The organism is Hymenobacter nivis, assembly GCF_003149515.1.
In the GTDB taxonomy this organism is placed as follows: Bacteria; Bacteroidota; Bacteroidia; order Cytophagales; family Hymenobacteraceae; genus Hymenobacter; species Hymenobacter nivis.
Genome location: NZ_CP029145.1, coordinates 3,239,675 through 3,263,040, shown reverse-complemented (window position 1 = coordinate 3,263,040; position 23,366 = coordinate 3,239,675). Strand labels below are relative to the sequence as shown.

19 protein-coding genes are annotated in these 23,366 nt (G+C 64.2%); 5 read left to right on the top strand and 14 right to left on the bottom strand.

All coding sequences use genetic code 11. From position 1 onward, the window contains the following. The first annotated feature begins 36 nt into the window (after positions 1 to 36). Positions 37 to 378: a hypothetical protein gene (locus DDQ68_RS14440; protein WP_109656935.1), complete on the top strand. Its 342-nt coding sequence runs from the start codon at positions 37 to 39 to the stop codon at positions 376 to 378. Positions 379 to 533: 155 nt separating this feature from the next. On the opposite strand, the gene DDQ68_RS14435 is transcribed toward DDQ68_RS14440, so the two are convergent. From DDQ68_RS14435 to DDQ68_RS14395, 9 genes are all read right to left on the bottom strand, one after another. Next, the gene (locus tag DDQ68_RS14435; RefSeq protein ID WP_109656934.1) at positions 534 to 2,609 is read right to left on the bottom strand and encodes an OmpA family protein; all 2,076 of its coding nucleotides are present in this window, start codon (positions 2,607 to 2,609) and stop codon (positions 534 to 536) included. A 170-nt stretch (positions 2,610 to 2,779) separates the two neighbouring features. Continuing rightward, a complete protein-coding gene (gene rfbA / locus DDQ68_RS14430) occupies positions 2,780 to 3,661 on the bottom strand; it encodes a glucose-1-phosphate thymidylyltransferase RfbA (protein ID WP_109656933.1) in 882 nt (293 codons plus the stop codon). Between the two features lie 142 nt (positions 3,662 to 3,803). After that, positions 3,804 to 4,811 (bottom strand): SDR family oxidoreductase, encoded by a 1,008-nt coding sequence (locus DDQ68_RS14425; RefSeq protein ID WP_109656932.1) that lies wholly within the window; start codon positions 4,809 to 4,811, stop codon positions 3,804 to 3,806. Positions 4,812 to 4,951: 140 nt separating this feature from the next. After that, complete coding sequence (gene rfbB / locus DDQ68_RS14420) at positions 4,952 to 6,007, bottom strand: dTDP-glucose 4,6-dehydratase (RefSeq protein WP_109656931.1); 1,056 nt, start codon at positions 6,005 to 6,007, stop codon at positions 4,952 to 4,954. Positions 6,008 to 6,109: 102 nt separating this feature from the next. Further along, positions 6,110 to 7,126 carry a UDP-glucose 4-epimerase GalE gene (galE, locus tag DDQ68_RS14415; protein WP_109656930.1) on the bottom strand — a complete coding sequence of 339 codons (1,017 nt, stop codon included), beginning with the start codon at positions 7,124 to 7,126 and terminating at the stop codon, positions 6,110 to 6,112. Positions 7,127 to 7,209: 83 nt separating this feature from the next. Continuing rightward, complete coding sequence (locus DDQ68_RS14410) at positions 7,210 to 8,505, bottom strand: nucleotide sugar dehydrogenase (RefSeq protein WP_109656929.1); 1,296 nt, start codon at positions 8,503 to 8,505, stop codon at positions 7,210 to 7,212. Between the two features lie 61 nt (positions 8,506 to 8,566). Then, positions 8,567 to 9,166, bottom strand: a complete 600-nt coding sequence (locus DDQ68_RS14405; RefSeq protein WP_109656928.1) for an acyltransferase — start codon at positions 9,164 to 9,166, stop codon at positions 8,567 to 8,569. A 197-nt stretch (positions 9,167 to 9,363) separates the two neighbouring features. Then, entirely contained in the window at positions 9,364 to 10,884 is a 1,521-nt protein-coding gene (locus tag DDQ68_RS14400) for a DUF2079 domain-containing protein (protein ID WP_109656927.1), read from the bottom strand. A gap of 134 nt (positions 10,885 to 11,018) precedes the next feature. Then, a complete protein-coding gene (locus tag DDQ68_RS14395) occupies positions 11,019 to 12,803 on the bottom strand; it encodes a hypothetical protein (protein WP_109656926.1) in 1,785 nt (594 codons plus the stop codon). Between the two features lie 98 nt (positions 12,804 to 12,901). Here DDQ68_RS14395 and DDQ68_RS14390 point away from each other — a divergent pair, with 98 nt between their 5' ends. The 3 genes from DDQ68_RS14390 (at position 12,902) to DDQ68_RS14380 (ending at position 15,586) form a co-directional block, all read left to right on the top strand. Further along, entirely contained in the window at positions 12,902 to 13,438 is a 537-nt protein-coding gene (locus DDQ68_RS14390; RefSeq protein WP_109656925.1) for a 3-hydroxyanthranilate 3,4-dioxygenase, read from the top strand. 75 nt (positions 13,439 to 13,513) lie between these two features. After that, the gene (gene kynU, locus DDQ68_RS14385; RefSeq protein WP_109656924.1) at positions 13,514 to 14,797 is read left to right on the top strand and encodes a kynureninase; all 1,284 of its coding nucleotides are present in this window, start codon (positions 13,514 to 13,516) and stop codon (positions 14,795 to 14,797) included. A gap of 66 nt (positions 14,798 to 14,863) precedes the next feature. Then, complete coding sequence (locus DDQ68_RS14380) at positions 14,864 to 15,586, top strand: hypothetical protein (RefSeq protein ID WP_109656923.1); 723 nt, start codon at positions 14,864 to 14,866, stop codon at positions 15,584 to 15,586. 190 nt (positions 15,587 to 15,776) lie between these two features. On the opposite strand, the gene DDQ68_RS14375 is transcribed toward DDQ68_RS14380, so the two are convergent. The 3 genes from DDQ68_RS14375 to DDQ68_RS14365 all read right to left on the bottom strand — a co-directional run bounded on the left by DDQ68_RS14375 (position 15,777) and on the right by DDQ68_RS14365 (position 19,742). Next, positions 15,777 to 17,567, bottom strand: coding sequence for an ABC transporter ATP-binding protein (locus DDQ68_RS14375; RefSeq protein ID WP_109656922.1), 1,791 nt, complete (start codon positions 17,565 to 17,567; stop codon positions 15,777 to 15,779). 139 nt (positions 17,568 to 17,706) lie between these two features. Continuing rightward, on the bottom strand, positions 17,707 to 18,459 hold the full coding sequence (gene truA, locus DDQ68_RS14370) for a tRNA pseudouridine(38-40) synthase TruA (protein ID WP_109656921.1): 753 nt from the start codon (positions 18,457 to 18,459) through the stop codon (positions 17,707 to 17,709). Positions 18,460 to 18,539: 80 nt separating this feature from the next. Next, positions 18,540 to 19,742: a thiolase family protein gene (locus DDQ68_RS14365; RefSeq protein ID WP_109656920.1), complete on the bottom strand. Its 1,203-nt coding sequence runs from the start codon at positions 19,740 to 19,742 to the stop codon at positions 18,540 to 18,542. Positions 19,743 to 19,836: 94 nt separating this feature from the next. On the opposite strand from DDQ68_RS14365, the gene DDQ68_RS14360 reads away from it, so the two are divergent. Then, a complete protein-coding gene (locus DDQ68_RS14360; protein WP_109656919.1) occupies positions 19,837 to 20,313 on the top strand; it encodes a DUF4293 family protein in 477 nt (158 codons plus the stop codon). Between the two features lie 84 nt (positions 20,314 to 20,397). Here DDQ68_RS14360 and DDQ68_RS14355 read toward each other — a convergent pair whose 3' ends face one another. Further along, the gene (locus DDQ68_RS14355) at positions 20,398 to 21,267 is read right to left on the bottom strand and encodes a proline and serine-rich protein 1 family protein (protein ID WP_162550121.1); all 870 of its coding nucleotides are present in this window, start codon (positions 21,265 to 21,267) and stop codon (positions 20,398 to 20,400) included. 163 nt (positions 21,268 to 21,430) lie between these two features. Next, positions 21,431 to 23,344 carry a CHU_0125 family OmpA-like outer membrane integrity protein gene (locus DDQ68_RS24290; RefSeq protein WP_109656917.1) on the bottom strand — a complete coding sequence of 638 codons (1,914 nt, stop codon included), beginning with the start codon at positions 23,342 to 23,344 and terminating at the stop codon, positions 21,431 to 21,433. Positions 23,345 to 23,366 lie beyond the last annotated feature (22 nt).

Here is a 23,366-nt window from a genome sequence, read left to right as displayed (position 1 = left end):
GCCCTTCCGGCGGGGCTGTTCCTCACCCCCCGCGCCATGCAAGACAAAGAAGAAGAACGCTCGCTCGTCAACGTTGAAAACAAGCTCACCAAGGACGGCTACAAGCACGACTTCAAGGTGACCGACGGCCGCTTGCACACCCTCGACCCTAGCTTGAGCCGGAGCTACACTGCCGACGAGGTGACCATTGTGGACTTCTACCGCTTCGAGGGCGAAAGCAACCCCGACGACACATCCATCCTCTACGCCATCGAGGCTACTGACGGCGTGAAAGGCACCATCGCCACGGCTTACGGCGTGTACGCCGACACCGATATCGACGATTTCCTCAAGCAAGTAGAAGACTTGGGTAAAAACCTGACCAAGAAGGATAAGTAGATTTCCGTTTCAATTCGACCAAAAAAACGGTCATGCTGAATGAAGCGAAGCATTTCTTCCGCTGAGTGAACCAATTGATTGGATTACCCAGTGGAAAAGATGCTTCGATTCGTTCAGCACGACCGTTTTTTGGTTTCCTTGGCTAGGGCCCCGGCTTATTTTTTCGTGATGGTGAACTCCACCCGGCGGTTGAGTGCGCGGGTGTCTTCCTGGTCGTTGCTGGCCACGGGATTGGTGCCGCCGTAGCCCTCAGTGGTGATGCGCGAGGGCGTGATACCCTTGCTGATGATATACTTACGTACTTCATTCACGCGGTCGAGGCTCAGCTTGAGGTTCAGGGCGGGGTCGCCCTGGTTATCGGTATGGCCGCCGATTTTGATTTCCACCGTTGGGTAGTCGCGCATGATGCGCACGAGGCGCGCCAGCTCGGGGTACGAGTTGGTGCGCAGGTAGTACTTGCTTTGCTGGAAGAAGATGTTGTTGAGCTTCACCGTCTGGCCCACCGTAAAGGGCACCATGAACAGGTCCTGGGTTTGCTCCGAATACTTGTCGCGGGCCGTCACGTCGAGGTTGGCGTTTTCGGCGATGTAGTTGGCGGCCTCGGCGCGGTAGCCGTACTGTACGCCGCTGGGCAGCACAATGGTGTAGGAGCCATCTGTGGGGTCGGTTTCGGCGGTGCCGATTTCCTCGCCCGTCAGCAGGTTTTCGTAGTGGATGATGGCCTTGATGGGCTTCTTGGTAGCCGCGTCCAGCACCTGGCCGCGCACCAGCGTCACGGCCTCCGGCTTGAAGGCGGGGGCCAGGGCGATGCGAAAAATGTCCTTCGAGCCGCCTATTCCGTTGTGCGTCGACACCAGATAGGCGTCGTCGCCGGCCGCCGACACGGTGTAGTAGGCGTCGAAGTCGGGCGAGTTCACCGCGCCGCCCAGGTTGCGGGGCGGGCTCCAGTTCGTCCAGGTGTCGTCGAGGCGCTTGGAGTAGAAAATGTCGGACTTGCCATAGCCGCCGCGGCCCTCGCTGGCGAAGTACAGCGTCTTTTCATCGGGGGCGAGGAAGGGGGCGAAGTCGGCCTTTTTGGTGTTCACGTTGGGGCCCAGGTTGCGCGGGCGCGTCCACGTCACGGGCTGGCCGGGGGGCGCGGGCTTCGGAAAGCTCACGTACAAGTCCTGCTCGCCCAGGCCGTCGGTGCGCTCCACGGCCAGCAGCAGGGCCTTGCCCGAAGTGGCCAGAAAGTAGTCGGCGTGCTCGTCGTCGTTGTTGTAAAAGTCCTCAATGTCCACGTTGACTGGTTGCGACCAGCCGCCCGGGCGATGCTCCGACATGCTAGGGCCCTTGGGCACCAGGCCCTCGGGCGTGTAGTGGCCCAGTAGCAGCAGGCGCTGCCCGTTGGCCGATACCGAGGCCAGCCCGTTGGGGAAGCCGGCGGTGTTCACGGGGCCGCCCATGTTTTTGGCGGGGCCCCAGGCCTTGGCGCTGGCGCTTTGCAGGGTCGAAAACCACACGTCCTGCGGGTCGGTTTTGCCGCCGATGTTGCCCGGGTGGTTCTGGCGGGCAAAGTACAGGGTGCGGCCGTCCGGTGAAATCACGGGGTGCGTATCCACAGCCGAGCTGTTCACGGTGGGCCCCAGGTTCACGAGCGACGAGTCGAAGCGGGCCACGCCGGCCGCCTCGGCGTCGGGCGCTTTAAAGTCCTTCTTCACCATCGTCTGCGTCACGTCGGCCACGCCGATGGCGTCGAGCTGGTTCACGCCCTCCACCTTGGCCGTGTTCAGGTGCACCACCGCCCCGATGGTGCGGTAGGCCGGCTTGGCCGGGGCAATTTTCACCTCCAGCGTGCGGTACAAGTCGGGCAGGGGCCCCGGGTTGTCGTTGGTATACACTTCGTGGTGCCCGCCGTGGGTGTCGATGAGCTCAATCTTCGTCACGGCGCCGGGGTTGAAGTTCTCGACCACCGTAATCTGCTGGGCCAGCACCGAGCGGGCAAAGCGCACTTCCACAAATTCGTCGCGCCCTTCTTTGCGCGGAATCCAGGCCCGGTCGCTGGCCTGGCCCAGGGGAAGGGCGTTGGGGGCCCCCAGCACCTGCTGAGGCGAAAAAGCTTCTTTGCCCCCCGCTTTCTGCGACGACACTTCCACCACTTTGCTGGCCCACAGCGCGTGCTGGGCCCGCGCCGCCGGGGCCCCCAGCACTAGGGCCGCCACCAGGGCAAAAGAAAAAACGAGAATTTTCATAGGTGTTCGGCGCATAATACCGCCGCGAACATAAAAGCGCGCAATAAGGGCGTGCGGGATAGATAGGATACGTTTTAGTCCTGCTAAATTAGGCAAAAGCCGCGGCCCGGCCGCGCGCTAGCGCGCGGCCGGGCCGCGGCTTTCGGCCACTTTCCGTCCAGCCCGGGGCCCTATTGCGCGCCCAGCACCAGCTGCTCGGGCAGGTTCAGGAGGTAGTCGCCGTAGCCGCTTTTGCGCAGCGGCAGGGCCAGGGCCCGCAGCTCATCGGCCGTGATGAAGCCCTGGCGGTAAGCTACCTCCTCAATAGCGCCCACTTTCAGGCCCTGGCGCTGCTCAATCACGCGCACGTACTCGCCGGCCTGCATCAGGCTCTCGAAAGTGCCCGTGTCGAGCCAAGCCGTACCCCGGCTCAGGATGCCGACCTTCAGCTTGCCGCGGCGCAGGTATTCCTTGTTCACGTCGGTAATCTCGTACTCGCCGCGGGGGCTCATTTCCAGGTTCTTGGCGATTTCCACCACGCTGTTATCGTAGAAATACAGGCCCGGCACGGCGTAGTTGCTTTTGGGCTGGGCGGGTTTTTCCTCGATGCTCAGGGCCTTCTTGTTGGCGTCGAACTCCACCACGCCGTAGCGCTCGGGGTCATGCACGTGGTAGGCGTACACCACGCCGCCGTCGGGGTTATTGTTCGATTTCAGCAGTTCCTCCAGGCCCGTGCCATAGAAAATGTTGTCGCCCAGCACCAGCGCCACGCTATCCTGGCCGATGAAGTCGGCCCCCAGCACGAAGGCCTGCGCCAGCCCGTTGGGCACTTCCTGCACCACGTACTGGAAGTCGCAGCCCAGGTTTTTGCCATCGCCAAGTAGCTTCTGGAACTGCGCCTGGTCGTGGGGCGTGGTGATAATCAGCACTTCCCGAATGCCGGCCATCAGCAGGATGCTCAGCGGGTAGTAAATCATCGGCTTGTCGTACACCGGCATCAGCTGCTTGCTGACGGCCAGGGTGAGGGGGTGCAACCGGGTGCCGGAGCCGCCGGCGAGGATAATGCCTTTCATAAGCGCAAGGTTGTGCGAGGTTAAAATAGATTTCTAGCGCAAGGTTTTGCGAGGTTAAAATAGGTTTCGCTGAAAGCAGCACAGTAGGTTCGTTCAGCGAAACCTATTTTAACCTCGCAAAACCTTGCGCTCTAGTTGCGCTCTAGTTGCGCTCCTTGATAAATTCCTGGTTGGCCCTGAACCAGTCCAGCGTCTGCTGCAAGCCCGCGCGGATGCGGATTTGAGGCGCGTAGCCGAGCAGGTTGCCGGCCTTGCTGATGTCGGCCAGCGAGTCGCGGATGTCGCCGGCGCGGTCGGGGCCAAACTGCGGGGCGAGGTCCGAGCCGGCTTCCTCGCGGAGGATATCGTACATCTCAACCAACGAAGTGCGGTCGCCCACGGCGATGTTGTACACCTGGTTGAGGGCCCCGGGGTTAGTGGTGAGGGCGGCGCGGATGTTGGCTTGCACGCAGTTTTCCACGAAGGTGAAGTCACGGGTCTGGCCGCCGTCGCCGTTCAGGGTGGGGGCCTGGTTTTCCAGAATGGCGTCGATGAACAGCGGAATCACGGCCGCGTAGGCCCCACCGGGGTCTTGCCGGGGCCCAAAAATATTGAAGTACCGCAAGCCAATGATTTCCAACCCGTAGGTGCGGGCAAATACGTCGGCGTACAGCTCGTTGGCATACTTCGTGACGGCGTAGGGTGAGAGCGGCTTGCCGATGCGGTCCTCTACTTTAGGCAGGCCGGGGTGGTCGCCGTAGGTGCTGCTGGAAGCGGCGTACACGAAGCGCTTCACGCCCGCGTCCTTGGCGGCGGTCAGCATCTGCACGAAGCCGCCCACGTTCACGTCGTTGGTCAGCACCGGGTCCTTGATGGAGCGCGGCACCGAGCCCAGCGCCGCCTGGTGCAGCACCACGTCCATGCCCGCGCAGGCCGCGGCGCACGTTTCGGCGTTGCGGATGTCGCCGTCCACGATTTCCAGGGCCGGGTCGCCTTCAAATAGCGCCAGGTTTTTGCGGAAGCCGTTGGAGTAGTTGTCCAGGGTGCGCACCTTTTTGGCGCCGTACTTCAGCAGGTACTCCACCAGGTTGGAGCCGATGAAGCCCGCGCCGCCGGTGACGAGAAACGTAGTATCCGACAGCGGCCGGTCGTGGAAAGGGGTATCGTACATTCTGTTGAGTTAATCAGCACGTCATGCTGAGCTTGTCGAAGCATCTCTACCTCATTAGTAATCAATGTCGTTGCAACGGAGCGGTAGAGATGCTTCGACTCCGCTGCGCTGCGCTCAGCATGACGTTCTTCCTTTCCTGGCTACCGCCCCGCGTACTGCTTGGTGTTGTAATCCTGGTAGGCACCGCTGGTCACGCTGTTCAGCCACTCCTCGTTGGCGAGGTACCAGTCCACAGTCTGGGCCAGGCCCTGCTCGAAGGTGACGGACGGCTTCCAGCCCAGCTCGTTCATGATCTTGCTGCTGTCGATGGCGTAGCGCATGTCGTGGCCCGCGCGGTCGGTGACGAACTTGATGAGCCGGCGCGAGGTGCCGGGGCCCTGGCCGGTTTTCTCGTCCACCACGTCGCAGAGCAGCTCGATGAGCTTCAGGTTCTGCCACTCGTTCACGCCGCCGATGTTGTAAGTATCGCCCAGCTTGCCGTTGTGAAACACCGCGTCGATGGCCGTAGCGTGGTCTTTCACGAAGAGCCAGTCGCGCACGTTTTCACCCTTGCCGTACACCGGCACTGGCTGGCCGGTGCGCAGGCGGTGGATGGCCAGCGGAATCAGCTTCTCGGGGAAGTGGTTGGGGCCGTAGTTGTTCGAGCAGTTGCTGAGCTTGATAGGCAGGCCGTAGGTGTGGTGCCAGGCGCGTACAAAGTGGTCGGAACTGGCCTTGGAGGCTGAGTACGGCGAGCGGGGGTCGTAGGCGGTGTCCTCCGTAAACATCTCGGGGCCGAAGTCCAGCGAGCCGTACACCTCGTCGGTGCTCACGTGGTAGAAGGTGTGGCCGGCGTAGCCGCCCGGCTGCCACAGGTTACGCGCCGCGTTCAGCAAATTCACGGTGCCGATGACGTTGGTTTTCACGAACGCCATCGGGTCGGTGATGCTGCGGTCGACGTGGCTTTCGGCGGCCAGGTGAATTACAGCGTCGGGCTCCTCGCGGGCAAACAGCTCGTCGATGAACGCCTGGTCGGCGATGTCGCCCTTCACGAAGCGGTAGTTGGGGGCCCCTTCCACGTCGCGCAGGTTCTCCAGGTTGCCGGCGTACGTCAGTGCATCCAGGTTAATAATCTGATAATTGGGGTACTTCATAACAAACAGCCGCACCACGTGCGAACCAATGAAGCCGGCCCCGCCGGTGATGAGGATTTTCATATTCTAAAAATGTGAGAAGTGTGCAGATGTGAGGAATGTGGAAATGAGCGCGAACAAAAAGTGAATTCATCTTCACATTTCTACATCAATTAATTTCCACATTTACAAAGTTTGCTGCCACTTCCAGGCGCTGGCGAGTGAGTCAAGCAGCGAGGTCGTCGTTTTAAATCCGAGCACGGTTTCGGCCTTGGTGGCGTCGGCGTAGATGGCGGGCACGTCGCCGGGGCGCCGGGGCCCAATGGCGTAGTTCAGCTGCTGGCCGCTGGCTTTTTCGAAGGCTTGCACCACTTCCAGCACCGTGTTGCCGTGGCCGGTGCCCACGTTGAATGTTTCCACGGTGTCGGCGGCTTTCCGGTCCAGCAGGCGCTGCACGGCCACGATGTGGGCCCTGGCCAGGTCCACCACGTGGATGTAGTCGCGCACGTTGGTGCCGTCGGGCGTGTCGTAGTCGTTGCCGAAAATCGTCAGCTTCTCGCGGATGCCCGCCGCGGTTTGCGTGATGAACGGCACCAGGTTGTTGGGCGTGCCCAGGGGCAGCTCGCCAATTTTGGCCGATTCGTGGGCCCCAATGGGGTTGAAGTAACGCAGCAAAATGGTGCGCAGCTGGTTGCTGCTGGCCCCCGCCACGTCGTGCACAATGTCTTCGCACATCTGCTTGGTGCGGCCGTAGGGCGAGGTGGCGGGCTTGGTGGGCGTGGCCTCCGTCACGGGCAGCGCGTCGGGGTTGCCGTACACGGTGCACGACGACGAGAACACCAGGTTCTCTATCCCGAACTCGGGCATCACTTGCAGCAGCGTCAGCAGCGAGCCCACATTGTTTTGAAAGTAGGCCAGTGGCTTCTGCACCGATTCGCCCACCGCCTTGAAGGCCGCAAAGTGAATAACGCCGGCTATGTCCTTTTCCTGCTTCAGCACCCAGCGCAACGCATCGGCATTGGCGCAATTGACGTCGTAGCAACGCACCTCGTGGCCCAGAATGGCCTTCAGCCCGTCGAGTACCGACTCTCGCGAGTTGCTGAAATTGTCGATGATGACCGGCTCGTAGCCCGCCTGGGCCAGCTCCACCACGGTGTGGGAACCAATATAGCCGGCACCGCCGGTGACGAGAATCTTTTTCATTTTTAAGCTATTAGCGACTAGCTGTTAGCTTTATATCAGGCGGTCAGCTAACAGCTAACAGCTAACGGCTAACAGCCTAAAAATTATAGGCTCCAGTAGTGCAGCTCCTGCATTTTGCCACGGTACAGGCCCTTGATGTCGATCAATACGGCGTTTTCGGTCGTGATGGACTGAAAATAAGCTTCGTCCTTTTCGGCGTAGGGCTTGTGGCCCACGGCTACAATCACGGCGTCATAGTCGGTGCGAATGTCGTCGTTGGCCGTCAGGCGGAAGCCGTACTCGTGCAGCAGCTCGTTGGAATCGGCGTGCGGGTCCACGATGTCCACGTTCACCGAGAAGTTTTTCAGCTCCTGAATCACGTCGGCCACCTTTGAGTTGCGGATGTCCTCCACGTTCTCCTTGAAGGTGGCGCCCATCACCAGCACGCGGCTCTTGGCCACGTCCTTGCCCTTCTTGATCATCATCTGCACCGTTTTGCGGGCGATGTAGGCCCCCATGTTGTCGTTGGTGGTGCGGCCGCTCAGGATGACTTTAGCGTCGTAGCCCAGCTCCTTGGCCTTGTAGGTCAGGTAGTACGGGTCCACGCCGATGCAGTGGCCGCCCACCAGGCCGGGGCTGAACTTCAGGAAGTTCCACTTCGTACCGGCCGCCTCCAGCACCTCGTAGGTGTTAATGTTCATGCGGTCGAAAATCATCGACAGCTCGTTCATCAGCGCGATGTTGACGTCGCGCTGGGTGTTTTCGATGATTTTGGCGGCCTCGGCCACCCGGATGCTGCTGGCGCGGTGCACACCAGCGTCCACCACCAGCTCGTACACCTTGGCCACCGTGTCCAGGGCCTCGGCGTCGTTGCCGCTCACCACCTTCACAATGCGGCGCAGCGTGTGCTCCTTGTCGCCGGGGTTGATGCGCTCGGGCGAGTAGCCCACCTTAAAGTCGTTCGGAAATTTCAGGCCCGAGAGCTTTTCCATCACCGGAATGCAGTCTTCCTCGGTGCAGCCCGGGTACACGGTGCTCTCAAACACCACGTAATCACCCTGTTTCAGTACCTTGCCCACCGAGGTGGAGGCCCCCAGCAGCGGCCGGAGGTCGGGCTGGGCGTGCTCGTCGATGGGCGTGGGCACGGCCACGATGTAGAATTGCGCCTGCCGCAGCACGTCCAGCGAGTCGGTGAAGGTGATGTCGCAGCCCTCAAAATCCTGGGCCGCCAGCTCGCCGCTGGGGTCGATGGCCTGCTGCATCTGCGCAATGCGCCCGGCGTTGATGTCGAAGCCAATGACTTTGAGCTGCTTGGCAAATTCGAGGGCGATGGGAAGGCCCACGTAGCCGAGGCCGATAACGGCCAGTGTGGCCTCCTTGCGCAATAATTGGTCGTACATTCTTCTTTAATTATAAATTATGAGTTGCGAATTATGAGTTAAGCGACGGGCTCATAACTGGCTAATCCACCGTTTTAACGGTTTTTTCGTCGGCACTCAGCTCGTAGGTTTCGCCGGTTTCGGGGCAGGTGGCGTGGCGCTTTTTGTCGAAGCGCAGGCGGTGGCCGGCGGCGCTCATCCAGCCCTGGGGCCGGGCGGGGTTGCCGTACACCAGGGCGTAGGCCGGCACGTCGCGCGTGACGACGCTGCCCGCCCCCACGAAGGCGTAGGGCCCCAGCCGCACCCCGCACACAATGGTGGCGTTGGCCCCCACGCTCGCGCCCTGCGCCAAGTGCGTGGTCTGGTAGTGGCCGGGGCCCTGGCGGGGCACGGCGCTGCGCGGGTTTTTCACGTTCGTGAACACCACCGAGGGCCCCAGAAACACATCGTCCTCGCAGACCACGCCGCCGTAGAGGCTCACGTTGTTTTGTACTTTCACGTTGCGGCCCAGGGTCACGCCGTCGGCCACAAATACGTTTTGGCCCAGGTTGCAGTCCTCGCCGATGGCGGCCCCGGCGCACACGTGGCAAAAGTGCCACACGCGGCTCCCGCGCCCAATCTGGCAGCCTTCGTCGAGCACGGCCGTGGGGTGGGCGTAAAAATCAGGGGCGGCGTGGGGCATACGGACCAGGGGAGGTGCGCGGGCAAAGGTAAGGCAGGGCGCGGGTTGCCGCCGGGGCCCCGGCGGCCAAGCGTTGGACTTCGCCAAGGCGGGCTCCAGACGTGAAATTATTTCAGCTAATAATGACATCATGCCAGCCGGAGCCGGTAGAAGGAGGGCCCATCAGCGCTCACCGAATCCAACGGGCATCGCTAAAGTTAAAACTGAAGCACTTCGGCCGGGTTGCGCACGGGGCCCCGGCGGGCAAATATTACGAGTTGAGCGTCTTCGTAAAACACTCGGAAGTCGGGGCGCTGGCGGAGTTGGGCCAGCGCCTGGAGGCTCTGCTCGGGGCGCAGGGGCCAGGCGGCGGCCATAGTAGGCTGGCGCAGCAGCACCACGTACTGGGCGTCGTGCAGCGCCGGAAACAGGTAGAGCCGCCGGGGCGCGGGCAGGTGGGGCGTCAGGTTGGACTGTGCGCTGACCGGGCCCCCGGCCGGCAGCCGGGCCAGGGCGGCCCGCAGCGCGGCCCGGTCGTAGGGCGAGCGGTAGTGGCGGCCGGTGAGGAAGTTGGTAGTGGTGCGGTCGTACCACTTGCTTTGGCGGGTGTAGAGCGTGACGAGCGTGAAGATGGCCGCGCCAGCCAGCGCCAGCGGCCAGGCACGCCGCCGCGCCGGGGCCCCGGCTGGCCAGTGCCGCAGGGCATCGGCCATGGCCATGGCCAGCACCGGGGCAAACTCAATAGAATACTGCGAGTTGATGCCCCACAGGGCCGGGTCGTTGGCCAGTAGCTTTTGGCCGATGACGGGTGCCAGCATCAGCGCGTACCAGGGCCGCCGCAGCAGCGCCAGCCCGCCCGAGCAAAGCAGCGCCAGCCAAAACTCCAGTTTGACGTAGTTGTAGGCCGCATCGGGCAGCGTATTTTGGAACAGTGCCTGCCAAAGCAGGGCCGGATGGCGCAGCAGATTGGCCGCCGCCGCGGGCACCGTGGGGCCCCACTGCTGGTAGCGCACCGCCTGCCCAAACGGCCGGTGGGCCGCATCAAGCGTCGGCATGGCCCAGCGCGTGATTAGTAGGAAGTAACCCAGGGCCCCCGCCGCGGCCAGCCCCAGGCCCAGCGCTACGCCCCGGCGGCCCCGGTGCTGCCAGGCCAGCCCCAGCAGCACAAAAACCAGCCAGAGGGCCATATTTTCCTTGCTGACCAGTAGCAGCCCGCCCGCCGCTGCTGCGGGGGCCCAGCGGCCCTGCGCCACCCACAGCGCCAGCCACGGCAGGGCCATGGCCCCCACCACATTGTCGTGGTAATCAAACCCCAACGCCGAAAAAAGGCCCCATTGCACGCTGAAAAACGCCAGCGCCCACTGCGCTTCGCCCGCGCTGGCGCCCAGGGCCCGGGCGTAGCGCCACACGCCCAGCCCGCCCAGCAGCACGGCCCCCAGCTGCAGCAGCAGCAGGGCCCAGGCCCCCCCCACCAGCCAGTACAGTGGCACGGCCAAGGCCGGCGTCAGGCTGAAGTGAACGGAGAGAAAATTGGTCGGCGGCGAGTCGAGCAGCAGGGTGGTGGTGGCCGCGCGCAAGTGCGCCCAGTCGCCCACTACCTGCGCGGCGAGGCCCAGGTCAAGCGCCGCCGTGCGGAAGTTGTAGTGGTTGACGAGCGAGACAAGCGCGTACACGGCCCCGGCCAGGGCCAGGAGCACGGCCGGGCGGTGGCGCCAGGGCAAGTACGCATTAGCGGCCATAAAATGCGTTTGTTAGGTAGGATAAAAGGGAACGGACTGCCAGGTATCAGTCAGCGAAGCGGTTTAGAAAAGGGCGGGTGTCCGGCTGGGTTCTTTAGCGTTGAAACCCGGGGCCCCGCAACCTTCCCGGGGCCCTACGGCTTGGGCCGCAGCACGGCGTAGCCTTGCACCAGCTGCTCCTGGTAGGTGCCGGGGGGCAGCAGGCTACGCACCACCCGGTGCACTGGCTGGTTGCAGAATTCGGGGTGCACCACGAACGTGGCCGCCGGGTAGCGGTGCCAGAACGCTTCGACCTGGGCTGGGGTGGGCGGCGGCGCCAGGGCTAGCGAATCGGGGCGGCGCTGGGCCAGCAGCAGGCGGGCCAGCACCGGCTCGTGGGCAAAGGCGGCGAAGGTGGCGGCCGGCACCCGCGAGATGTAGGCCCCCGGCATGGCCTTACCGTGCCGTGTCTGGTAAAACAGTTCGGCTGCGTCCAGCACGCCCACGGAGCGGTAGCCGTCAATCAGGCCCAGCGGGATGGGGAACACTACGGGGCCCGGCTGGGCCGCCGCCACGCCGTAGGCCGCCGGCACGTCGGCCAGGCGGATGAGCGGGTACGCATCGGGCTGAAATTCAAAGAACAGCAATGCTGCCAGCACTGCTGCCAGGGCCCAGCCCCGGCCCGTAGGGCCCCGCCGCAGCCAGCCGTCGAGGCCGATGCACGTGGCCAGCGGCAGCAGCAGCGAGAGCAGCAGCACGTGCCGCGTGGGGCAGCGGATGTTGTTCAGGAACGGCACGTAGTGCACCAGGCTTGTGGGCAGGCGCAGGCCGCCGTGGCCCAGCAGCCGCAGCTCGGGCATAGTAAGCAGGGCAAACAGCATCGCCAGGGCCCAAAAGGGCCGGGTTTCGGCGGGCCGCCGGGGGGCGGGGGCCCCGGCGCGGCGCGCCCGCCACGCCACCACGGCCAGCACCAAGGCCAGCAGCGGCAGCAAGTAGCCCAGAAACAACACGTTCTCGACCGAACCGGGAGTGTAGAAGTGAGGGCTGCGCCAGAGCGCGTCAGTGGCCGCCGTGGCCAGCCAGCGGTTGCCGAGCGGCGGCACGAGGTAGCCGGCTAGGTCGCCGCCCCACCAAAAGCCGGCGTTATCGGAGAGCCCGACCCGGCCCAGGCCCCGCGAGACGAAGTGCCCCAGCACGAGCACCACGCCCACCACCGCCCATGGCTGCCAGTGCCGCCAGTTGGTTTCGCCCAGCCGCAGGCCCCACCAGGCCGCGTAGCCTACCGAGAAATACGCCAGGCCCGCCAGGGTGTAATAATCACTGAACAAAGTGATTAGCAGCAGCGCCGCCGCCCAGCCCACCTGCCCCGCGCTGCGCACCCGTGGCCGCCAGCGCCCGGGCCGGAATGCCAGCCCGTCGAGGTACGCCATGATGTAGAACGGCACCGTGGCCGTGAGCAGCAAGTGGTAGTGCTCGGGCCAGTGGGCCAGCTTGTAGGGCGAAAACGCAAACGCGTAGCCCACCAGCCCGCACAGCAGCGGCTGCCGCACCCAGCGCCCCGCCAGCCGCGCTGCGCCCATGCCGCTCAGCACGAAGCTCAGCAGCAGCCCGGCGTTCACGGCCCAGAACTCTTGGCGCAGCAGCAAGTTAAGGGCCCCCAGCACCGGCGTGTATGTGTGCAGCCATAGGCCGGTGCCCGCCGGAAACAGCAGCATTGGCGTGAAAAATGGGTTGTGCCCGCCGGCCACCTGCCGCTGGAAATTCCATACGTTCCAGATGTACTGGTTGGCGTCGTGGTGCGGAATGCCCACGAAGGCGGTGCTCCACTCGCGGCCCAGCGGCCACGAGTACCAGGCAAACAGCGCGGCGTAGGCCAGGCCGGCCAGCAGCAGGCCGCGGACCCGCAGGGCGTTGGCGGGCGGAGGAAGGGCGGTGGGCATGAAGACGTGGCAGAGAGGGTCCGGGCGCGCGGGGCCCCCAACAAAAGTAGGCCGGCGCTGGTAGCTAGCTTTGCCCCACCGCTTTCACGCCCGCTGCCATGCCCATCGCCCGCCCTTTCAACTTCCAACAGTGGATTGCCGAACACCGCCACTTGTTGAAGCCGCCGGTAAACAACCAGCAGATATTCAAGGATAACCAGGATTTTATCGTGATGGTGGTTGGGGGCCCCAACGCCCGCAAGGACTACCACGTGGACGCGGGCGAGGAGTTGTTTTTGCAAATTGAAGGCACGATGACGCTGAAAATCATCGACGACGGCCAACCCGTGGACCTGGAAATCGGGCCCGGCGACATGTTCCTGCTGCCACCCAATACGCCGCACTCGCCGCGCCGCCCGGTCGGCGGCGTGGGCTTGGTGCTGGAGCGCTACCGGGCCCCCGGCGAGCTCGACGGCTTCCAGTGGTACTGCGAAAACTGCGGCCACAAGCTGCACGAGGAGTTCGCCGAAATCACTGACATCGTGGCCCAGCTCCCACCCATCATGAACCGCTTCTGGGCCGACGATGCCCTGCGCACCTGCAAAGTCTGCGGCGCCTACCTCGAAGCGCCCGTCCCAATGCCGGCCCAGCCGTAGGTCTCGGGTAGCGGTAGTGGCCACGTTATTATGGGGTAGGCCAACCGGCCGGGGGCCCCGGCCGTACCTTTGGGCATGTCCTCTGCGCTCCTCGACCCCACCCACGCCGCCGCCCTTGATGCGGCCGACCCGCTGGCCGCTTTTCGCGCCGAATTCCTGTTCCCCAACGGGCCCAATGGCCAGCCGGTGGCCTATTTTTGCGGCAACTCGCTGGGGTTGCAGCCCAAGGCTACCCGCGCCGCCCTCGACGCCGAGCTGACCAACTGGGCCGAGCTGGCCGTGGAGGGCCACTTCCACGGCACCGCGCCCTGGATGCATTCCCACGGGCCCCTGGCCGAGGCCAGTGCGCCGGTGGTGGGGGCCCTGCCGCACGAAGTGGTGATTATGAACGGATTGAGCGTGAACCTGCACCTGCTGCTGGTTTCCTTCTACCGGCCCGCCGGGGCCCGCTACAAGGTGCTGATGGAAGGCGGCGCGTTCCCCTCCGACCAGTACGCCATCGAAACGCAGGCCCGCCTGCATGGCCTCGACCCCGACGACGCCATTGTGGAGCTGGTGCCCCGTCCCGGCGAGCACACGCTGCGCACGGAGGACATTGCCGTCAAAATTGCCGAGTTGGGCGACTCGCTGGCCACCGTGCTGCTGGGCGGGCTGAATTACTACACCGGGCAGGTGTTCGACATGGCCGCCATCACGGCCGCCGGGCACGCGGTGGGCGCTACCGTGGGCTTCGACCTGGCCCACGCCGCCGGCAACGTGCCGCTGCACCTGCACGACTGGGACGTGGACTTTGCCTGTTGGTGCACCTACAAGTACCTGAATTCGGGGCCCGGCGGCATTGCCGGGGCCTACATACACGAGCGGTTTGCCAACCGGCCCGACCTGCTGCGCCTGGCCGGCTGGTGGGGCCAGGAGCCGGCCGAGCGGTTCCAGATGAAAAAAGGCTTCCGCCCCACGCCCGGCGCCGACGGCTGGCTGCTGTCGAACTCGCCGGTGCTGCTGCTGGCTCCCCTGCGCGCCAGCCTCGACCTGGTGGCCCGCGCCGGGGGTATGGCCACCCTGCGCGCCAAAAGCGAGCCGCTCACTGCTTACCTCGAAAGCCTGATCAGGGCCCTGAACCTGCCCGCCGACCAGCTCGAAATCATCACCCCTGCCGACCCCGCCCAGCGCGGCTGCCAGCTCTCGGTGCTGGTGCACCAGCGCGGGCGCGAACTGTTCGACTACCTGGCCGCCCGGGGCGTGGTGGCCGACTGGCGCGAGCCAAATGTGATTCGCCTGTCGCCCGTGCCGCTGTATAATTCGTTTGAGGACGTGCGGCGGGCCGGGGCGGCAATGCACGATTTTTTTGCCGCCGGCTAGGGCCCCGGGCGGGCAACCGGCACTTTTTGCCGCGTTCGCCGTACTTCAGTCAATACTTGACGACCAATGGAAGATTACGCGGCTAAAATGCAAGCCAAGAGTTTGGCCGAGCTGCACCAATACGTGAGCGGCTACGCCCAGTACCGCGACGCCGCCGTGCTGGCTGCCCTGGCCGAGCTGCGCCGCCGTGGCCAGCCCGCCCCCGAGGAAGACGACCTGCGCCCCGGCCTCGAAACCGCCGTGGCCCAGCAGCGCACCGAAGACGACGCGGCGGAGGTCGTGCGCCGCCGCGAGGCGCCCTTCGACCCCGATACGGCCGAGGGCCCCGAGCTATTTTCGCCCGGCACCATCGTCCTGTTTTCGCTCATGTTTTCGATGCTGGCCGGCGGCGTGCTGCTGGGCACCAACCTGTTCCGGCTGCGCCGCACGCAGGCCCTGGCGGGGCTCGTGGCCTTTATGGTGGGCTGCTTGCTGGCGGGCGGCTTCGCCCTGCGCTGGGCCGCCGCCGCGGCCAACCCCACGGCCCTTCTGCTGGTACCAGTGGTGGTGAACGTGGTGGCGCTGGCCGCGTTTTTTCTGTGGTTTTGGCCGCGCTACGTGGGCACCGAGCCCTACCGCAGCCGCAGCTGGCTGCTACCGTTCCTGCTGTTTATGGCCGTAGTGCTGGTGCTGCGCAGCTTCCTGCCGATGCTGAAGGACGAGCGCGGTGCCCCCCTTATCCCCGGGAGCGCGCCGGCTTTGCCAAGTGCCGCGCCGGGGCCCCCGGCGGCGCCCACCAAGTCGGTTTAAGTACGCGGCCCGAATTGATTACACCCGTCGTGAAGTAGTTTGCGAGAAAGAAGTAGGATGCGGGGCTCGCCCCCACCCGCCGTTGAACGAATCGTGCGTCAACTGTGCAGCGACGGACGGGGGCAAGCCCCGCATCCTACTTCTTTGTGAGTGTATTGAGTAAGAAAGCTAAAATTCAAAGCCTCAATACTTAACTAGCCTCGCCCAGCGCATACTGCATGCGGTAGAGTTGGGCGTAATAGCCGTTTTCGAGGCGCAGCAGCTCTTCGTGGGTGCCCACTTCCTTGATTTCGCCTTTGTCGAGCACGATGATCTGGTCGGCTTTCTGGATGGTGCTCAGGCGGTGGGCGATGACGAGCGAGGTACGTCCCTGCATCAGCTTCTCGATGGCGTTCTGGATCATTTCCTCCGTCTCGGAATCGACCGACGAGGTGGCCTCGTCGAGCACAATCACCCGCGGCTGGTACACCAGGGCCCGCACGAAGCTGATGAGCTGGCGCTGGCCTACCGAGAGCGTGGCGCCGCGCTCCATCACCGGGTAGTCGAGGGCCCCGGGCAGGCGCTCGATGAAGCGCCGGGCTCCCACGAGGTCGGCCGCTTCCCAAATTTGCTCGTCGTTTATTTCGCTGCTGCCCAGCGTGATGTTGTCGCGGATGCTGCCCGCAAACAGGAACACGTCTTGCAGCACCACGCCAATCTGGCGGCGCAACACGCTCAGGTCGTAGTCGCGCAGGTCGCGCCCGTCCACCAAAATGCGGCCTTCCTGGATGTCGTAAAATCGGCTCAGCAGGTTGATAATGCTGGTTTTGCCCGCCCCGGTGGCGCCCACGAAGGCAATGGTCTGGCCCGGCTTTGCGTGGAAGCTGATGTCTTTCAGCACCCACTCGGGTGGGTTATAGGCAAATTTCACGTGGTCGAAGCGCACGTCGCCCTCCAGTGGCGCGGCGGGCACGTAGTCGCCGGTGGTGGCCACCAGGTCGGTGCTGTCGAGTAGTTTCAGCAGCCGCTCAGTGCTCACCAGGCCCAGCTGGAGGGTGTTGAAGCGGTCGGCAATCTGGCGGATGGGCCGGAAGAACAGCGCGTTGTACATGATGAACGCAATGAGGGCCCCCTTGGAAATCGTGCCCTCGATCTGGCCCTGGGCCGCGTACCAAACCAGCAAGCCCACGCCAATAGCCCCCAGCACCTCGGCCACCGGAAAATAAATGGAGTAGTATAGCACCGAGCGGATATTCGCGTCGGTGTGCTCGCGGTTTATCTTCTCAAATTTCTTGAATTCGCGCTGCTCGTTGCCAAAAATCTGCACCACGCTCATGCCCGTCAGGTGCTCCTGCACGAACGAGTTGAGCTTGGCCACGGCGTTGCGCACGTCCTGAAACGATACTTTCACCTTCTCCTTGAACACATAAGTAGAAAAGAGCAGCGGCGGAATCACCGACAAGCTGATGAGGGTCAGGCGCCAGTCGATGTAAAACATGAATCCCATAATGAACAGGATTTGCAGGATGTCGCCTACCATCGCCGCCAGCCCCTCGCTGAACACGTCGGACAGCGTTTCCACGTCCGAGATGTTGCGCGTTACGAGCACGCCGATGGGCGTGCGGTCAAAAAAGCTCAGCTTGAGGTTCAGCAGGTGGCGGTAGAGGTCGGTGCGGATGTCGCGCACGATGTATTGGCCCAGCCAGCCGCCGTAGTAGGTCTGCAAGTAGCTGACGCCAGCGTGGGCCACGAGCAGGCCCAGCAGCCACAAAAACATGTGGTTCAGGCCGGTGCGGTCGCCCTGCTCGATGCTCACGTCCACCATTTTCTGGATGAGGAAGGGCCGCAGCGTGCCCAGGGCGGCCGTGGCCACGGTCAGCACAATCAGGCCGATGAATACGCCGCGGTAGGGCGTCACGTAGCTGAGCAGGCGGCGCAGCACCAGCCAATCGAACACCTGGCCGGTTTTGGTAGCGGAAGTAGCGTCGGGTTGGGGTTGCATAGGCTACAAAGTTACGCCGGCCTAAAAAGTTGGGCCGATGGCCACTTGGGAGTCATCCAAACAGGTGAGCAGCTTGCCATCCCGACATTCCACTTGATGCGTGGAATGTTGGAACGACAGCCGCTAGGCCGCCGGGGCCCTATTCCGGTATCAGCCCCGCGGGGTACTCTACCCGGGTCAGGAACAGCCCCTGCGGCGGGGCCGAAGTGCCGGCCGCCATCCGCTGCTGGGCCCACAGCAGCTGCTGGAACTGGGCCGGCGTGTGCTTGCCGCGGCCTACGTCGAGCAGCGTGCCCACCACCAGCCGTACCATGCCGCGCACGAAGCGGTTGGCCCGGATGCGGAACACCCAGCCGCCCGGCGTGGGGTGCCAGGCTGCCTCGGTGCAGCGGCAGATGTAGTGCGTCTCGGCCCCCTTGGACTTTGAAAACGTGGTGAAATCGAACTGCCCCACCAGGTGGGCGGCGGCGGCGTTCATCAGGTCCACGTCGGGGGCCCGGTCGAGGTACAGGGCTTGGTCGCGCCGAAACGGGTCGGGCGCGTCCAGCAAAAAATACTCGTAGGTGCGGGCCTCGGCGTCGAAGCGGGCGTTGGCCGACGGGGGCACCGGGTGCAGGCGCAGCGGGGCCACGTCGGCGGGTAGGGTGCGGCGCAGGCGGTACAGCAGCAAGGCCTCGTCCATACCGGCCGGCAGCTCAGCCTCGAAGTGGGCCACCTGGTGGCGGGCGTGCACCCCGGCGTCGGTGCGCCCGCTGCCGAGGGTGCTGATGGGCTGGCGCAACACCTTGGCCAGGGCCCCGTTGAGGGCCGCCTGCACGGTGGGCGCGTTGGGCTGCACCTGCCAGCCGGAGTACGCCGTGCCGTCGTAGGCGAGGTGAAGGAAATACTTCATCAAATCAGTTATCAGTTAACAGTGGGTATTTATCAAAATGGCTGTTTATTCGTTGATAACTACTCACTGTTAACTGAAAATCAGGCTTTTTCGTAAATCACCGCGGCGCCCTGGCCCATGCCCACGCACATGGCGGCCAGGCCATAGCGGGCCCCCTCGCGGCGCTGCATTTCGTGCAGTAGGGTGGCCGTGATGCGCGAGCCCGACGAGCCCAGCGGGTGGCCAATGGCGATGGATCCGCCGTTTACGTTCATCTTGTCGGTGTCCATGCCCAGCTCGCGGATGCAGGCAATGGTCTGGGCCGCAAAGGCTTCGTTCAGCTCAATCAGGTCCATGTCGGCCAGCGTGAGGCCGGCGCGCGCCAGCACCTTGCGGATGGCTGTAATGGGCCCCAGGCCCATCATCGCGGGGTCGACGCCGACCACGGCCGAGGTTACCACCCGCGCCATGGGCTTGAGGTTGTAAAGTTTCAGGGCATCGTCGCTTACCATCAGCACGGCTGCGGCGCCGTCGTTGATGCCGGTCGAGTTGCCTGCCGTCACGGTGCCGCCGTCGGGCTGAAACACGGGCTTGAGGGTCGCCAGCTTCTCCAGGGTCGAGATGCGCGGCTGCTCGTCGGTGTCGAATAAGGCGGTGTCGCCGATGGGCTGCGGCAGGAACACGGGTACAATTTCCTTGCGGAAACGCCCCTTCTCAGCCGCGCGGTGGTACTTGCGCTGGCTTTCGAAGGCAAAGGCGTCCTGTTCTTCGCGGCTGATGTTGAACTGCTTGGCCACGTTCTCGGCCGTCTGCCCCATGTTGTAGGGGAAGTGCATGCGGTTCAGCTTGGGATTGGTGAAGCGCGAGCCGAGGGTGGTATCGTAGGCCGTGAAGTCGCGGGCGTAGGCCGTTTCCGACTTGGCCATCACGAACGGGGCCCGGGTCATGCTTTCCGAGCCACCGGCCAGGTACACATCGCCCTCGCCCGCCTTAATGGCCCGCGAGGCATCCATGATGCTCTGCAAGCCACTGGCACATAGTCTGTTCACCGTCACGCCGGGCACCGTGATGGGCAGGCCAGCCAACAGGGCCGCCATGCGGGCCACGTTGCGGTTATCTTCGCCGGCCTGGTTGGCGGCTCCCATGATGACGTCCTCCACGGCATTTTTATCGAGCGTGGGATTGCGGCGCAGCAGTTCGCGCAACACGAGCGCGGCCAAATCGTCGGGGCGGACGCTGCTCAGCGCGCCGCCGAATTTTCCAATCGGGGTCCGCACGGCGTCCACGATGTAAGCACTTGGCATCAGCAAGAAGATATTGTGGGGCGCGAAGCCCCCGGTACAGGCTAAATTTGTGGCCCGGCCCCGCACAGGCCGGCCCTTAACCACAACGACAAAGATGATACAAAGAATCCAAAGCGTGTTTTTACTGCTGCTGGCCCTGGCCATGCTGGGCGCTGCCGCCCTGCCCCTCTGGACGAAAACCGACCCCCTCACCCACGCTAGCCTCACCCTCACGGCCTTCAACCTTTACCGGGGCCCCTCGCCCGACGCGGGCGGGCTGGTGGCCTCGGCCTGGCCCATTGGCACGCTGGCGCTCTCGGCGGCGGCCACGGCTATCTACGCCATTTTCCAGTACCGCCGCCGCGCGGTGCAGCTGCTGGTATGCTCGCTCAATTTGCTGCTGGTGGTGGCCACGCTGGGGGCCGCCTTCCTGTATTCGAGTCGCGCCGATGCCATGCTGAACGTGAAAATGGAAGGCCACTACCTGGCCGGCTTCTACCTGCCCACCCTGGCGCTGGTGCTCAACCTACTGGCCAGCCGCTACATCCGCCAGGATGAGCGCCTCGTGCGCAGCATGGACCGCCTGCGCTAGGGCCCCCGCAAGATCGCCAAAACGGCCGGCCCGCTTTTCTGCAAAGAGAAGCGGGCCGGCCGTCTTTACAATACTCCCAAGGGGCTAATTGCGCGGCAGCCCCAGCGCCTGCTGCACTTCCCGCGCGCTCGTTGGGAAGGTGAAGGCGTCGTACACGCGGTAAAAATTCTGCGGGTCCACCACGTGGGCGTAGCCAAATTTGGCCAGCTCTTTCTGCGATTTATCGAAAGTCAGCGTCCGCACCAGCGTAGCCAACTCCGTCGAGCGCAGGCTGCTGCGCTCCAGGGCCCGGTGTGCAATGTCGAGCCGCTGGTCGTCAAACGGGTACTGGCTCAGGGTCTGCACCAGGTCGGCGGCGTCGCGCGAATTCAGGGGGGGCAGGTAGTTGCCGCCCGGGGCTGGGGTGCCGTAGCCCGGGCCGACTAGGCCCGGGTAACTGGGCGCGTTGCCGGGCGAGGGGTAGCTGCCCGGCCCAGCGGGCGGGTAAGCGCCGCCGTAGCTGCCGTCATTGGCGTTACCATTGCCGCCGTAGGGGCCCTGGCCGGGGCCGTAGTCGTCGGGGCCTGGGGCCCAGGCGGGGTAGTCGCGGGGCAGGAGGGGCCCCCGGCTCACTTGCCGCAGCTGCGCGGGCCGGCCGGGGCGCTGCACTAGCACGAAGCTGGTTTCCAGGCCCGGCTCCAGCCACAGGTTCACCTGCGAGCGTTGCAGGCCCGCCGCCGAGGGCACGCTGAACTCGGCCCAGTGCTGGCCCGGGGCCAGGTAGTCGAGGTGTAGCGCGCGCACCACCGGGGCCGCCAGCAACTGCCCGTCGAGCACGAGGCCAAATGGTACCCCGCGCTCCGACGTGAAGTTGACGGCCGTGGGCGGCGGGCCGGCGGGCTGGGCCTGGCTGGCAGTAGCCAAACCAAAAGCTAGCCAGCCAGCAGCGGCGACGAGGGTAAGGAACGGTTTCATAACGGGGCGAATGAGCAGGCAGCGAAGGGTTTCGGCCGGCTGCATCGCCCAAATCCAAATGCCGTGCCAGGGGAAAAATTTGCCAACCGCTGGGGCCCTCGCCAAAGAAAAGACCCAGCCGGGCGGGCTGGGTCTTTTGCAAAAGGTGCTCTTATTGAATTGCTTACTTATTAATCCGCGTCACCTTAAACTCGGTGCGGCGGTTGCGTTGGTACTCGGCCTCCGAGGTGGGCTTGGCGATAATCGGGCGGGTTTCGCCGTAGCCACGGGCCGTGATGCGGGTGCGGGCAATGCCCTTGCTCACGATGTAGTCCACGGCCGCCTCGGCCCGCCGCTGCGAGAGCTTGAGGTTGTAGGCGTCCTTGCCGCGCTGGTCGGTGTGCGAGCTCAGCTCGATATTGATTTTGGGGTTGTCGACCAGCGTCTGCACCAACGTGTCGAGGCGGATGGCGGCGTCGGGCCGGATGTTGAACTTGTCGTAATCGTAGAAAATATCCTTCACCTCGATGGCTCGGTTCACGATAATTTTATTCAGCGTGAGGGTCACCGCCAGTCGTATATCAGTTTGTGGCTGAGTGAGTTGGGATTGGGCGGGCTTGCGGCCTACGGTACTCAGCGCGGCGCGGGCCGTGAAGTAGCCGGCCCGGTCGCTAAAGAACGCATAGCTGGTCACCGAGTCCAGCGGGGCCGTAAACTTGCCATCGGGGCCCGCCACCACGTCGGTTTTGCGGCCCTTGCTGTCGGTGATGGTCACCGTCTCGCCAGGCACCGGGGCCGTGGTGTTGCGCTTGGAATCGCGCTCCAGCACAGTGCCGTCCACGAAGAAGTTGACCGTTTTTAGCGACTTCTTTTTGTAGGCGTACAAGTCGTCGGAACCCTTGCCGCCGGTGCGGTTCGAGCTGAACACGCCCGTTTCGGCGGTTATCGGGAACGGCGCGAAGTCGTCGGCGGGGCCGTTCACGCCGGGGCCCAAATTCACCGGCTTGCCGGCCTGCACCATGAAGATATCGAGCTTGCCGTAGCCCGGCCGGCCGTCCGACGAGAAGTACAGCGTGCCGTCGGGTGCCACGCCGGGGAAGTTGTCGTTGCCGGCCGTGTTGATGGCATCGCCCAGGTTTTCAGCCGCCGAAAAGCGCCCGTTGGGCCCCAGCGTAGCCTTGAATAAGTCGTTGCCACCCAGCCCGCTGCGGCGGCCCGATGCGAAGTACAGCGTCACGCCGTCGGGCGCAAACACCGGCGCGAAATCATCCGCCGTCCGGTCGTTGATGTTGGCCAGAATGGGCTCCGTCCACGCGCCGGCCTTGAAGTACGAAATCCACAAATCGACGCTCAGGTAGCCTTTTTTGCTGCCGTCATTCGAGCGGGCAAACACCATCGTTTTGCCATCGGGTGTGTAGGTGGCGCTAGCCTCCAGGCGGCCGGGCGAGTTGAAGGGTCCCGCCAGTGGCGCCACCGTGCCGCCGGTCATGGCCGTAGCATCGGTGAATTTTACGGCGTAGAGGTCGGTGAAATTCTCGCCGTTGCCGGGGTATTTCTTACCGCTGCGCCCCGAAGCGAACACGAATTCCTTGGTGTCGGGCTTCACGGTGGCCCCGAAATCCGACGCCGCCGTGTTCAACGAGTCGAGCGGGCGCACATCGTAGCCGCTGGCCTGGCCCACCAAGGCCTTGCTGGCCAGGGCGTTCTTCGCGTCGGTTTCGGCGCGGGCGGCCAAGGTGCGGTTGGTGCCGCTGGTGGCGTAGGCGCTAAACTGGGCGGCGGCCTCGTCCAGCTTGCCGTTGGCGCGCAGGGCCTCAGCGTAGCGGAAGCCAGCGTCGGCGGCGCGCACCTTGCCGTCGAGCGCCGCCTTATAAAACGGCTCGGCCTGGTCGACGCGGTTGGACAAGCGGTAGGCTTCGGCAATGCGGTAGTTGGCCGCCGGTGCCGCTTGGCCCTTGGATATTTGGGCTTTGTATAGGCCAATGGCGGCTTCGTACTCGCCGCGCGCGAAGCGTTTATCGGCTTTGCCGGACGTTGCGCAGCCGCTCAACAGCGCCGCCGAGCCGGCCGCCGCGCAAACGAATAAGAGTTGTCTCATTGGGCAAGGGAAGGGGGCAGCC

What these genes read in the sequence shown, in the direction of transcription:
- DDQ68_RS14440 (WP_109656935.1), top strand. Translation starts at nt 37, where the DNA reads ATGCAAGACAAAGAAGAAGAACGCTCGCTCGTCAACGTTGAAAACAAG.
- DDQ68_RS14435 (WP_109656934.1), bottom strand. Translation starts at nt 2,609, where the DNA reads ATGAAAATTCTCGTTTTTTCTTTTGCCCTGGTGGCGGCCCTAGTGCTG.
- rfbA (WP_109656933.1), bottom strand. Translation starts at nt 3,661, where the DNA reads ATGAAAGGCATTATCCTCGCCGGCGGCTCCGGCACCCGGTTGCACCCC.
- DDQ68_RS14425 (WP_109656932.1), bottom strand. Translation starts at nt 4,811, where the DNA reads ATGTACGATACCCCTTTCCACGACCGGCCGCTGTCGGATACTACGTTT.
- rfbB (WP_109656931.1), bottom strand. Translation starts at nt 6,007, where the DNA reads ATGAAAATCCTCATCACCGGCGGGGCCGGCTTCATTGGTTCGCACGTG.
- galE (WP_109656930.1), bottom strand. Translation starts at nt 7,126, where the DNA reads ATGAAAAAGATTCTCGTCACCGGCGGTGCCGGCTATATTGGTTCCCAC.
- DDQ68_RS14410 (WP_109656929.1), bottom strand. Translation starts at nt 8,505, where the DNA reads ATGTACGACCAATTATTGCGCAAGGAGGCCACACTGGCCGTTATCGGC.
- DDQ68_RS14405 (WP_109656928.1), bottom strand. Translation starts at nt 9,166, where the DNA reads ATGCCCCACGCCGCCCCTGATTTTTACGCCCACCCCACGGCCGTGCTC.
- DDQ68_RS14400 (WP_109656927.1), bottom strand. Translation starts at nt 10,884, where the DNA reads ATGGCCGCTAATGCGTACTTGCCCTGGCGCCACCGCCCGGCCGTGCTC.
- DDQ68_RS14395 (WP_109656926.1), bottom strand. Translation starts at nt 12,803, where the DNA reads ATGCCCACCGCCCTTCCTCCGCCCGCCAACGCCCTGCGGGTCCGCGGC.
- DDQ68_RS14390 (WP_109656925.1), top strand. Translation starts at nt 12,902, where the DNA reads ATGCCCATCGCCCGCCCTTTCAACTTCCAACAGTGGATTGCCGAACAC.
- kynU (WP_109656924.1), top strand. Translation starts at nt 13,514, where the DNA reads ATGTCCTCTGCGCTCCTCGACCCCACCCACGCCGCCGCCCTTGATGCG.
- DDQ68_RS14380 (WP_109656923.1), top strand. Translation starts at nt 14,864, where the DNA reads ATGGAAGATTACGCGGCTAAAATGCAAGCCAAGAGTTTGGCCGAGCTG.
- DDQ68_RS14375 (WP_109656922.1), bottom strand. Translation starts at nt 17,567, where the DNA reads ATGCAACCCCAACCCGACGCTACTTCCGCTACCAAAACCGGCCAGGTG.
- truA (WP_109656921.1), bottom strand. Translation starts at nt 18,459, where the DNA reads ATGAAGTATTTCCTTCACCTCGCCTACGACGGCACGGCGTACTCCGGC.
- DDQ68_RS14365 (WP_109656920.1), bottom strand. Translation starts at nt 19,742, where the DNA reads ATGCCAAGTGCTTACATCGTGGACGCCGTGCGGACCCCGATTGGAAAA.
- DDQ68_RS14360 (WP_109656919.1), top strand. Translation starts at nt 19,837, where the DNA reads ATGATACAAAGAATCCAAAGCGTGTTTTTACTGCTGCTGGCCCTGGCC.
- DDQ68_RS14355 (WP_162550121.1), bottom strand. Translation starts at nt 21,267, where the DNA reads ATGAAACCGTTCCTTACCCTCGTCGCCGCTGCTGGCTGGCTAGCTTTT.
- DDQ68_RS24290 (WP_109656917.1), bottom strand. Translation starts at nt 23,344, where the DNA reads ATGAGACAACTCTTATTCGTTTGCGCGGCGGCCGGCTCGGCGGCGCTG.